Origin of the sequence: Flavobacterium chilense (assembly GCF_001602525.1) — a bacterium.
In the GTDB taxonomy this organism is placed as follows: Bacteria; Bacteroidota; Bacteroidia; order Flavobacteriales; family Flavobacteriaceae; genus Flavobacterium; species Flavobacterium chilense.
On the sequence record NZ_LSYT01000007.1, the window covers coordinates 322,256 to 333,866 of the forward strand.

Below are 11,611 nucleotides of genomic sequence, written 5' to 3' on the forward strand. Positions count from 1 at the left end.
AAAAATTAATAAAGTTATTATGATGAAAACAAGATATATACTAAAAGGATTAATAGCCACATTGGTACTTACACTAGCAGTTTCAAGCTGTGAAAGCTATAATGAGGGATTATTAGATGGGATAGGAAATACAAGAGAATTTTCTCCAATCGCCCTTACAGCAAAAGTAAGAAACCAAACATTTGTTGAGCTAAACTGGACAGTAAACCCAGAAGCAGATCATTATACAGTAGAGTTTAGCGCAGATGATCCAGACTTTAAAGTGATCTATAAAACAGTACAAGTTACAGGATCCCAATTGCCATTAAGTGTTCAGCTTGAAGGCGAAACTACTTATTCAATAAGAGTAAAGGCAATCACAACCGGATTAGAAGATTCAAAATGGTCATTGGCAACAGCAACAACACTTTCTGAGCAGCTTTTCTTTCCTGTTCAGGCTGCAGATATTGATGCTAAACAAGTTATTTTGAGATGGACGCCAAATAGTACCGTAACACAAATTACTCTTATGCCGGGTAATGTTACTCATACAATAACAGCAGCCGAAAAAACGGCAGGTGTTGCAACGATAACAGGTCTTACAAGTGAAACGGCTTATACAGCTACTTTGTTAAATGGTGCTAAAAAGAGAGGTGTAGTAACATTTACTACTGGAATTGATATTGGTACCGGTATTTTGGTTAAGGCAACAGATGATTTAATGCAGAAAATTGCAGATGCAGCATCAGGAGCTATATTAGTTTTAGAACCTGGAGATTATACAGCTGATAATCAAACTGGAGCAATTACTTTGAATAAGCCAATTACATTAAGAGGGTTACGTCCTGCTAATACGCCAAAACTTCATGTGAATTTTGTATTGGGTACCGGATCGGGTAATGTGAGTTTGATAGATTTAGATCTAAAAGGAGATAAAGGAGCTGCCGGAGCTGCAGTTTCAGTTATTAAATACAATGATAATAGTGTTACCTATGGTACATTATCAATAAGTGGTTGTAATATACATGATTATGGAGTTTCATTAATTAGTGCAAACTTAGCTGCTGCTAAAATTACTTCAATAATTGTTGACAATACTGTTCTTACAAATATATTGACAGTTGGAGGAGAGTTTATTGACGTAAGAGGTTCTCAGGTAGCACAGCTTACACTTAAGAACAGTACTTTCAACAATTGTACATCTTCAACTGCAGCAGCAAGACATTTTATCCGTATGGATGCGGGACTTACAGGTTTAACTTCAAATGTGTTAATTGATAGTTGTACTATATTGAATCCAAATATGCTTGCTGCTACTACAAATTCAATTTTGTATACACGTTTTGTTACTACTGTAATAGTTGTTCGTAATACATTGTTTGCCAATACACCGGCACCATATACAAGAGAAGCAGCAACTCCAAATCCTACATTTACAAATAATAATTATTTTAATTCACCAAATTTAAATGCAAATCCTGTTCCGCTTGCGAATAACAGGCCAGATACATCCGGAACTACTTTAGATCCACAGTTTGTAAATGCAGCAGGAGGGAATTTTACAATTAAAAATCAAACTTTAATTGATAGAAGCGTTGGAGATCCGCGTTGGAGACAATAATTGTATAGTAATTTTAATTTTAAAAGGGATGCATTCAATTTTGCATCCCTTTTATTTTAAAGCTAAAAATACTTTTGAAATAAATGAAATTACTCAATATCCAAATCAAATTTTTCAAGCAAACCAGCAAGGGCAGCGTGAGAAACTCTAGTTCTTTTAATTTTGTTTTCGGATGGATCGAAAGCATAATTTCTGGAAGAACGAAAATCTGTTTTTTCTAAAATACATTCCTGAAAAGTAGCATTCGCCAGATCACAATTTTTAAAAGTTGCCAATGACAAATCAGTGTTTGAGAAATCAACATCTTTCAGAGAACAATCTATAAAGTTTGTTTTCTTTAATTTTTTATAGATAAAAGTCGAATAATCCAGAAGACAATCCTGGAAATTCATTGAAAACAAAAAGCTGTTACTCGAGCTAAAATCCAATCCCATTAATTTACAGCTGATAAATTTGATATTTTTTAATCCCGTATTTTTAAGAACAGCTAACGAAAGATTACAGTTTTTAAATGTAGAATCTAAAAAGTCATTGTAACTCAAATCACTTTTAGAAAAATTACAATTGATGAATTCGCAATTAACAAATTCAGTATTGGCTAAACTTTGATCTGAATAATCAACAGTGTCAAAAGTCCTGTTTTGATATAATTTTGGTTCCATATTATTTTATGAAGAGATTGAAAGATGAAGAAATTAAGTTGACTTTTATTCTAATTCAGTACATTCAAATATGCCATTGTGCAGCACTAAATGGGTTATGTCAAGTTCGCTGTCAACTCTTAGAATATTATCACAGTCTTCAAGATCAAAATTCCATGCAGAATTGGGGAGTAATTCGTGAAGTAAGGTTGAAGCCGACTCAAATTTTGATTGGCTGTCAACAGAAGTTTTAAAAACATAAATCATAATTTGCATTTTTTTGAAAAGGCAAATTTCTGAAAAAGGTATGACTACTTAATAGGATTCAATAATCAATGCTTAGGACTTATCAATCATTTTTCGATATTGAACAGGTGTAATTCCTTCATGTTTTTTAAAAAACCGACTAAAATAAGACTGATCTTCATGACCCACCTGCACTGCGATTTCACTTACAGAAAGTGTAGTCTGAAAGAGTAAATATTTGGCTTCTAATAATATGGTTTCATCAATCCATTTTGCAGCAGATTTCCCTGTAACACTTTTTACACATTTGTTTAAATGATTTGGTGTTACATTAAGAATCGAAGCATAGTACTGAACAAGATTATGTGTTTTTATATTCTCATGAATAAGTTCTTTAAACTTAGTGGTAATAACTTCAGCTGCCGAAATACTTTTAGAACTTTTTACCGAGTTTTTGTTCATTTCATAAAACAGTGTAATGAGATACGATTGCACGATATTCAGATTTGCACTTGAAGTTTCAGAATATTCTTTTTGAAGCCGATTCAAAATGGCTGTAATGTTAGGAACATCTTTGTCAGCTAAAGTGATTTTTGGATTGCCGGAAATTTTCATAAAATCAAATTCATTAATCATTTCCCGGCTTCCGTATTTTCTAATTAAAATATCGGGATGAAATTGACATATGTAGCCTTTATGTATATTATTAACATTCTCAAGAGAGAAAATCTGTCCGGCTGGTACTACAATAATTTCATTGTCTGTAGTTGTGTATTCCTGATATCCCAGCTTCATAATATGCTGCCCCGAAGAAATAAAAATTAAGGTATGGCAGGAATGTTTACAAGGCGGAACCGGATATTGCATCTGCATTACTTCATCTATTTCAAGACAGAAAAAATGATCCGAATTTGATTTGAAAAGCAAATGAATAGGGTTATCCTCTCCCAGAAATTTCTCCCGAAATCCTGTTGGACCATAGGTTTTTATTTTTTCAGATATCTTTGTTTTCATCCTTAATAATAGAGTCTAAAATCAAGTAATTTACAAAGAGCATAGTGTTTTTGATATAATTCTTCGACTACTTCTGTAATGTCATCATTTTCCTGGTACAAACTAAAAAAAGCCTTGTCAATGGTACTGCAACTGGCGATCTTATTGTAAGTTGATCCGTAGCCAGAAATAGCTCTGGCGCCAGTAATGTCAAGGAAATACTGAGCTTCTTCATCGTTTAGATCAAGTACTTTTAAATTGGCAAAATGAATAATTTTACCTTTCATTTTTCCCTCAAAAAGCTCGGCAATTTCTTCAAGACTATAATAATAATCGTGAAGACAAATATTATTAGGTTCGCCGGGCATCACTAAATAAATGATTTCATAATCTTTAAAATTATGATCTTCATAAAGTAGTACATTAAGGCTTTCTTCGAGGCCTTCAATCGTATCGCAGGTTTTGTGAATACTGGTAATACCTTGATTAATTGCAATTTCTTCTAAGTTTTTTACTACCTGAGTTGTTGTAGCATTGTCTACGTCCGGAACGCCTTCGAGGCAGAAGATGAATTTTTCGTAATCCATATCGCTATATTTTCTGATTGCAGATAAGTCTTTGGTTTTTCCTTTTTCACAAAAGTATTTTTTATTGTGGAAAAACGGTCATGCAGAAAGTTTTTTAACGCATTTTTGACATTGAAGAAATATTTTGATGTAGATGTAAAACAAAATAATCCCTTTTTAGAAGACTAAAAAGGGATTAAATATAAGTTGTTGTTTATTTATTTCTGAAATTCTCGACTCGTTTCGAATATAAATTACTTCCAAAAATAATGGCACCCATTACAAATGGAACAAAATGAGAAATTTGGCAAAATAACTCCTTTCCTGTTTTTAATCCTTCATTTGCTGTATCGTAGATTCCGATTCCGATAAAGAAAAGCGAAATGGCAAATAGGCAAAACTGGATTTTTATAATTGATCTTCATCTCTAAACTTTTCTTGTAAAAAGAAGTAAAAAGATAGATATAAAGTCAGATTGGATGATTAAGTATGAATTGTGCTATTCAATTTGAAACCAAATTTTTTTCCACCATTTTGATTTTTCATTTTGTAAAGTTTCGGCGTAATTAATTACGTTTGATTTTCTTTTATGACCACATGCAGCACAAAATGAAGCTTTAGAAGTTCTGTAAGGTTTAGAACAGTTTTCACATGGAGGACCGTACAAATCGATTCTATGGTGCATTATAGCATTTGGATTTGTTAATTTAACACCTGTTAATTCATAATAGTAATCAAGAAGCTCTTTAAAACGTTGAGTTCTGGTCATATTACATTTTCCTTTTTCGAAACCGCTGCGATAGAGTTTAGATGCTGTTAGATATTCTTCTGTATTTAACATCGGAACTTCCATCTTGCAACGCCAACACCAAAGATTTTTCATGGTTTGTTTTTTAATAGTTAAATATACAATGTTCTCGTTTTTGTGATATTTTTCTTTTTGTTTTGCTAAATTCAATTTTTTTAATGAGAATAGTTTACGGTTTTTCTCATTTTGGAACAAAAATCGTTTTTTTTAACAGTTCGAACACTACGTATAATTACCTGTTTTGAATTTGAATTTAGATTGAAAACGAAAAAGGAAGAGTTTGTTAAATTTATTTGCAGTTTTAAATGATGGCTTAGAGATAGCTAAAAACAAGTTTTTTAATGTTTTTTCAATTATTTTAAATCAGACTTTATATTTTTGCATCCGTAAATTTATGATGGTAAAAGAGTTATGTTAGTGAAATTTACTATTTAAGTACACTTAAACTCATGACGCTAGATAATTGGCCCAAACACATCCAGAAATATCTTTTCCTTCTAAAAGATGGTTTTTTTCAGTTGCCCTATTTGTTTAATTCCCCTAAAGTAATGCTGGATAGTTTACTGAAACTGCCAGGCATGAATCATACATCTTTAAAGCAATTCTTTTCCTTAAGTACTCCGCTTTGCAAGGCAAAAATGTATTATCGGGAAATCGAAGACGGTTTCTGGCTTTTGGCTATGTATATGAATGTTAAAGAAAACATAGTAACAAGATCTTATTATGATAAGAATAAACCAAGCGAATATTATCTATTAACTTTTTCAGTGTTCGAGTATAAATTCCCATTGAAAGATGATCAAGAAATAACCCTTTTAAGTACTTGCTGGACTTTTAGTAAGCCAAACACAGAAATATCAAGTTATTTTTATAAAGGAACAACTGGCAGGTTTTTTAGCTTTGCCATTACAAAAGACTGGGCTTCTAAAAACTTTACATCTAAAAAATTCAGGGAAAGTAAAGCCATAAAAAAATTCTTAGATGGGAATAAAGGGTCTTATACCTGGCTGGATATTGCTCCCAAAGCTCATGAATTAGGATCAGAATTATCTAAATTTATAGAAAATGCTACAGTAGTTGAATCAGACAAACCGGCTTTAAAGAAAAAATCAATGAAACTGATTACAGAGTTTTTTAATAATTCTTTTGATGATAGCCGTATAATAGACAATGTTTCTCTAAGTAATTTAGATTACCATAACGTTGCAAAAGCAGAAAAAATAATCTTACATAATTTACATCTTCCATTTGTTGGTATTGAAGCTATAGCTAAAGAAGTCAATACATCTCCCACAAAATTAAAGTCTAATTTTAAAACTGTTTTTGGGTTTTCGATGCTGCAATATCATAAAGAAAAGAATATGATGCTGGCAAAACAATTAATTGAAAATTCGAATATTCATATTCAGAATATTGCTGTTTTAACTGGCTATGATTCAGCGGGTAGATTTGCAGCAAGCTTTAAAAAACGATTTGGGAAACTGCCTTCTGAAGTGCGTTTTTAATTCGTTTTAAAATAGTTTTTCCAAAAAGAATGCTTGTTGATCTTCATTTTTGGGAAGTGCTGTTTTTTATGTGTTAATTTTAACATATTGATTATTAGTGCTTTAAAAAATATGGTATAAACTCAAAAATAATTCTTTTCTTTCAAAAAAGCACATTTTACCATTGCCTTTAAAAATGTCCGAATTGACTATTCACAACTTCTTTTTTCGTTTACATTTGGTAGCGAAACAAATCCATATCCAGATATAAAAGGAATCGCATTCCAGTAATGGCGGTGCTTTTATAGCTTCATTATCAAATAATAAATTATTTTATGGCAGCTTTTTTTGATTTGTCATTAAACTTAAAAGTAATTATTTCGATTAACTAATTTTTATGTTTTCTACTTGTGCGATCCATAATTTTATAAAACATATAGTTCTAATACTATTGTTGTATTCTTCAGGTTTATGGTCGCAGGAAGTTAGCCCTTCAATTCAAGAGCTTCGAAATAACTTAAATCGTTTAAATAATGAGACCAAACTGGATAGTATTGGTTACTTAATTGAAAAACAATTAGACAAGAATGATTTGAGTGGTTTTGAACTTCAGCTTGTTCTTTTTTTTCAGGGAAATTATTACAATCAAATAGGAAGAACCTCTGATGCCATAATGGCTTTACAAAAATCTATTATCCAAAAAGTAGAAGGAAAAGAGGCGGACAGGATATATTATAAAAGCCTGTATATTTTATCAGACCTGAATTTTACCAAAAAAGAATATAAAAAAGCATTTTACTACGCGAGTTTATGTAAAGACAAAATTCCGGTGACCCAAAACAGAGCCAATGAGTATATGGGGCTGCATTTAATTATCGGATACTACTACTATATCAATTACGATCACAAAAAAAGTATGCAGGAATTTTTGCTGGCTGAGCAAGCTGCAAAAAAATATGATCCTTGTAAACTCTCAGAAGTCTATGTAAAAACGGCCCGTATTTACAGTAGAAAAGACCAACTTGACAAAGCTAAGAAAGCCATTACCGAAAGTGCCAGAATAGCTGATAGTTGTGATGCCCTGGAAAATAAGATTAACGCTATGCGAACTTTAAGGGAAATACTTGTTGAGCATGGTGAATTTGAAGCCGCTCATAAAACATTTGAAAGACTTGACAGGTTAGTAGGGCTGGAAGATACTAAAAGAAGAAATATCAGAATAGATTCCTTTGAAGTGGCCAATAGAATTAAGCTAAAAGATCAACAGAATATTACTCTGAAAAGAATTAATGAGTCAACAGAAATAAAATTACAAAAACAGAAAATTGCTCTTATTGCCGCCTTAATTGGGATTACTTTATTAATCATTTTGTTGTATTCTATTTTTGTTTTAACGAGAAAACAACGTGAAACGAATGAAACACTCAAATTACAAAAAGAGCAAATTGAAAATAAAAATAGTGAATTAAAGCGCCTTAATTTACTACATCAAAAAATCTTTACAGTAATTTCTCATGACTTTAAAGAGCCTATTACAACACTAAAAGTCTTGTTAGATAAAGAAGAAATTGCCAATAACGAAAGTAAAGTGGTATCTTCTTACATAAAGGCAATAAGCCAACAGCTGGAGCAATCTGATACCATGCTTACAAGTTTACTTGAATGGGCAAGAGCGGAGTTAATTACTACAATTTCGAACACCAGTGAAATCAAGTTGTTTGATTTTATTACTGCAGCCCGCAGGGAATTATCGCACCAGTTAAAAGCTAAAAATATTCAAATCGATAACAGAATTTCAAAAGAGACTATTATCATTTTTAATCCAACAGTCCTGAGCATTGTACTTCGAAATATAATTAATAATGCGATTAAATTTAGTTATGAAAATAGTTCCATTATTATAGAGTATGAAAATAATGAAATCATAATAAAGGATTTTGGAAAGGGAATCGAACAAAAGAAAATAGACAAGCTTTTCAGGAAAAGTATAAATCCGGGAGTGGGTACCAATTTCGAATCGGGGTTTGGTATAGGACTATATTTATGTCAGGAATTAATGCTGAAAAATGGTGGTACCCTTGATGTTTTTAACAATGAACCTCAGGGATGCGTCTTTAAAATTATCTTACCCACATAGGGAAAACCGCTATTTATTTACCAGTTTTTTTATCGCTAATTTGTAACATGATACACATTGCCTTTTTTGAAGACCAGCCCATCGTGTGCGCCGGTCTGAACAGTTTTTTTTCAAATCAAAAAGATTTAGAAGTGCTTTTTTATGCCACAAACAAATTGGATTTGTATGCTAAAATTGAAAAACACTCGGGATTAGATTTGATTATTGTTGACTTAATTGCAAACGACGTAGAAGGACTGGAGGTTTATAAATACCTTCAGAAAAACCATCCTAGTTTGAACGTTATTGCTTTTACCTCACTCTCCAGTCCAATTTTGGTCGAAAACTTATTGGCTATGGGCGTAAAAGGTTATGTAAACAAAAATCAGGATATCGAAGAACTTTTAGAAGCCATCAGATTAGTTTGGGATGGCGGTATTTATTTACCAGATGATTATTCATTTTTAGCAAAAGAGAACAGAGTCGGAACAGCCATTACGCTCACAGCAAAAGAGCTTACGATCATGCAATTCATTATTAAAGAATTTACCACTGCAGATATTGCTAAAGAACTGAAACTTTCAGTGAATACAGTAGAAAATCACAGAAAAAATATTTTTAACAAACTCGATGTCAGTAATGTTGCCGGGATGGTTCGTGAGGCATCAAAACTAGGATATGTTAGTTAATAAAAAATAATATGGATTGAAATTATAATCTGATTTCAATCCATGCAATATCAGGGGATAAATGAATATCTCCGGAGCTTATTTTACAGAATTTTAATTATTTATTATATGGGGAACTTTACTTATTTAAAAAAATTAATGACAAATAAAAAATGGCCAGGAAGGATATTTCTGGTCTGCTTTATATTGTTATTATGTACTAATGAAAGTTTTGCACAAAAAGATGGTGCATTAAGAGTATCTACTTCAAATACAGTACTAAACAGATATACAAGAGTTACGACTGATGTATTGGCAGGTACAAACACAGTAACAGTAACTAATATTGCTGAATTAAATCGCGACGGAATCGCGTATTTGCCTTCAGGATATGTTACAAATACGGGTGTATTTGCTAATAATGCGCTAAGTACAGGAGATTTAATAATGTTATATCAGGCACAAGGAGCTATTACAAATGTTACCAATACAATGAATTATGGGGCGGTAACGAATTATAATGGAGCAGGTTCCTATGAATTGGCCTATGTAAAAAGTGTTAGCGGTAATGTTATTACTTTGAACTGTAATACACGTTTATCTTATTATGCGGCGAGATATGTTCAGGTTATTCGTATTCCGCAATATACAACGTTAACAGTAGACGCAGGTAGAAGTGTAGTAGCAATTCCCTGGGGAGCGCCAACTTTTGGGTCTGCAGATCCTTCAGATTTAGCACTTAGAAGAGGAGGTTTTGTTGGAGTTTTGGCTAATAGTATTGTGAATAATGGTTCTATAAATGCCAACGAAGCTGGTTTTAGAGGAGGTACAATCGAAAACAATACCTCTGCAGCAGGAGCGACTTTTTACACCGATTTTAGAACTACAGATCCTGCTTTATCAGCTGAGAAAGGTGAAAGTATAGCAGGCTACAGAACAGATTATGATGTTACAGGAGGACGATACGGTCGAGGTGCAGCTGCCAATGGCGGAGGTGGTGGAAATGCCCACAATGCCGGAGGAGGTGGAGGTGCCAATGGAGGTATTGCTGCCAATTGGTTTAGAGGTGCTGGTGTAATGAATGATTTCGGTTCTTGCGTAGCACCAGGTGCCTGGGCTTTAGATCCTAATTATAAAGCCAATGGAAATGCATTGACAAACTCTTCTGGAGGAGGAAGCGGAGGATATACTTATTCTTCAGCTAATTTAGATGCGTGTACAGTAGGACCTTCTTATCCAAAAGATTTTATCTCAACAGGTGTTCCGGCAGCAGATGTTTTAAACGCAACCTGGGGCGGAGATGATAGAGATGCAATGGGAGGATTAGGAGGAAGGCCGTTATCATCAACCGGCATGCAAAGCCAAATATTTTTTGGTGGAGGTGGAGGAGCCGGAGATAGAAATAATAATGCTAACGCAGATGGAGGAGATGGAGGAGGGATAGTTTTCCTTGTAGTAACAAATAATATCAGCGGAACAGGAGCTATTCAGGCTAATGGGCAAAATGGATTTAATACAGTTGCTGGACACAATGATGCACCCGGAGGTGGAGGAGGTGGAGGAACTGTTTTAATTCAGGCAACTTCACTGGCAAATACTATAAATGCAAATGGGGGTAATGGAGGTAATCAGCTAATTACCGGAGCTGAGGCAGAAGGCCCTGGCGGAGGTGGAGGTGGAGGTGTAATCTCTGTTAAAGCTACAACCGATACATCAACTAAAACGATTATCGGAGGTGTAAACGGAACAACTAGTTCTACATCAGTTACTGAATTTAAAGCTAATGGAGCAACTAGTGGAAATGTCGGATCTATTGTAGCTATTGCAGTTAACCTGAATTCATCGGTTTGTCAGACAGATTTACAAGTTGGTAAAGTTGTTGATAATGCTAATCCGAATGTTGGAGATAATGTTGTTTTTACAATTACAGCTAAAAATAATGGATCAAATGCGGCAACAGGAGTAACAGTTACAGATGCACTTCCTGCAGGTTATACTTTTGTAAGTGCTTCAACACTTTCAGGAACCTGGACTGCCCCAACCTGGACTATTGGTAATCTGGCGAATGCTGCGACTGCAATATTAACTATTACAGCAAAAGTAAATGCGACTGGACCTTATTTAAATACAGCTACAATAACAAGTGATTTATACGATCCAACTTCTGGAAATGATTCATCATCTGTTACGCCAACAGTAAATATCCCTCCAACAGCCAATAATGTAACCAATGCAAGTATCGCATCAACAGCCGGAGCAACCACAATCAGTACTTTATCTGCAACAGATACAGACGGAACGATTGCAAGCTACACCGTAGTGAGTTTACCAACTCACGGAACTTTAGCTTTAGGTGGTGTAGCGGTAACAGCCGGTCAGGTTTTAACCCCGACTCAGGCAGCCAACCTAACGTATGCTCCAAGTGGAACCTTTACAGGAAACGATACCTTTACTTTTACAGCTACCGATAATAGCGGAGCAGTAGATGC

10 protein-coding genes are annotated in these 11,611 nt (G+C 33.8%); 5 read left to right on the forward strand and 5 right to left on the reverse strand.

All coding sequences use genetic code 11. The annotated features are described in order from the left end of the window. The first annotated feature begins 19 nt into the window (after positions 1-19). Positions 20-1,600 (forward strand): DUF5123 domain-containing protein, encoded by a 1,581-nt coding sequence (locus tag A4F88_RS17745; RefSeq protein ID WP_068844024.1) that lies wholly within the window; start codon positions 20-22, stop codon positions 1,598-1,600. 89 nt (positions 1,601-1,689) lie between these two features. Here A4F88_RS17745 and A4F88_RS17750 read toward each other — a convergent pair whose 3' ends face one another. The 5 genes from A4F88_RS17750 to A4F88_RS25215 form a co-directional block, all read right to left on the reverse strand. Beyond that, on the reverse strand, positions 1,690-2,262 hold the full coding sequence (locus A4F88_RS17750) for a pentapeptide repeat-containing protein (RefSeq protein WP_068844026.1): 573 nt from the start codon (positions 2,260-2,262) through the stop codon (positions 1,690-1,692). 45 nt (positions 2,263-2,307) lie between these two features. After that, positions 2,308-2,508: a hypothetical protein gene (locus A4F88_RS17755; RefSeq protein ID WP_068844066.1), complete on the reverse strand. Its 201-nt coding sequence runs from the start codon at positions 2,506-2,508 to the stop codon at positions 2,308-2,310. Positions 2,509-2,580: 72 nt separating this feature from the next. Beyond that, positions 2,581-3,501 (reverse strand): AraC family transcriptional regulator, encoded by a 921-nt coding sequence (locus tag A4F88_RS17760; RefSeq protein ID WP_245179159.1) that lies wholly within the window; start codon positions 3,499-3,501, stop codon positions 2,581-2,583. Between the two features lie 2 nt (positions 3,502-3,503). Next, complete coding sequence (locus A4F88_RS17765; RefSeq protein ID WP_068844028.1) at positions 3,504-4,067, reverse strand: DUF6642 family protein; 564 nt, start codon at positions 4,065-4,067, stop codon at positions 3,504-3,506. A 478-nt stretch (positions 4,068-4,545) separates the two neighbouring features. Then, the gene (locus A4F88_RS25215) at positions 4,546-4,929 is read right to left on the reverse strand and encodes a hypothetical protein (RefSeq protein ID WP_178368489.1); all 384 of its coding nucleotides are present in this window, start codon (positions 4,927-4,929) and stop codon (positions 4,546-4,548) included. A 374-nt stretch (positions 4,930-5,303) separates the two neighbouring features. Here A4F88_RS25215 and A4F88_RS17775 point away from each other — a divergent pair, with 374 nt between their 5' ends. From A4F88_RS17775 to A4F88_RS17790, 4 genes are all read left to right on the forward strand, one after another. Beyond that, positions 5,304-6,359: a helix-turn-helix domain-containing protein gene (locus A4F88_RS17775; protein WP_082815802.1), complete on the forward strand. Its 1,056-nt coding sequence runs from the start codon at positions 5,304-5,306 to the stop codon at positions 6,357-6,359. Positions 6,360-6,735: 376 nt separating this feature from the next. Beyond that, positions 6,736-8,475 carry an ATP-binding protein gene (locus A4F88_RS17780; protein WP_082815803.1) on the forward strand — a complete coding sequence of 580 codons (1,740 nt, stop codon included), beginning with the start codon at positions 6,736-6,738 and terminating at the stop codon, positions 8,473-8,475. 47 nt (positions 8,476-8,522) lie between these two features. Then, positions 8,523-9,143, forward strand: a complete 621-nt coding sequence (locus A4F88_RS17785; protein ID WP_068844036.1) for a response regulator — start codon at positions 8,523-8,525, stop codon at positions 9,141-9,143. 138 nt (positions 9,144-9,281) lie between these two features. Continuing rightward, on the forward strand, positions 9,282-11,611 hold a 2,330-nt coding region (locus A4F88_RS17790; protein ID WP_156062668.1), incomplete at its 3' end, for an Ig-like domain-containing protein.

What these genes read in the sequence shown, in the direction of transcription:
- A4F88_RS17745 (WP_068844024.1), top strand. Translation starts at nt 20, where the DNA reads ATGATGAAAACAAGATATATACTAAAAGGATTAATAGCCACATTGGTA.
- A4F88_RS17750 (WP_068844026.1), bottom strand. Translation starts at nt 2,262, where the DNA reads ATGGAACCAAAATTATATCAAAACAGGACTTTTGACACTGTTGATTAT.
- A4F88_RS17755 (WP_068844066.1), bottom strand. Translation starts at nt 2,508, where the DNA reads ATGATTTATGTTTTTAAAACTTCTGTTGACAGCCAATCAAAATTTGAG.
- A4F88_RS17760 (WP_245179159.1), bottom strand. Translation starts at nt 3,501, where the DNA reads ATGAAAACAAAGATATCTGAAAAAATAAAAACCTATGGTCCAACAGGA.
- A4F88_RS17765 (WP_068844028.1), bottom strand. Translation starts at nt 4,067, where the DNA reads ATGGATTACGAAAAATTCATCTTCTGCCTCGAAGGCGTTCCGGACGTA.
- A4F88_RS25215 (WP_178368489.1), bottom strand. Translation starts at nt 4,929, where the DNA reads ATGAAAAATCTTTGGTGTTGGCGTTGCAAGATGGAAGTTCCGATGTTA.
- A4F88_RS17775 (WP_082815802.1), top strand. Translation starts at nt 5,304, where the DNA reads ATGACGCTAGATAATTGGCCCAAACACATCCAGAAATATCTTTTCCTT.
- A4F88_RS17780 (WP_082815803.1), top strand. Translation starts at nt 6,736, where the DNA reads ATGTTTTCTACTTGTGCGATCCATAATTTTATAAAACATATAGTTCTA.
- A4F88_RS17785 (WP_068844036.1), top strand. Translation starts at nt 8,523, where the DNA reads ATGATACACATTGCCTTTTTTGAAGACCAGCCCATCGTGTGCGCCGGT.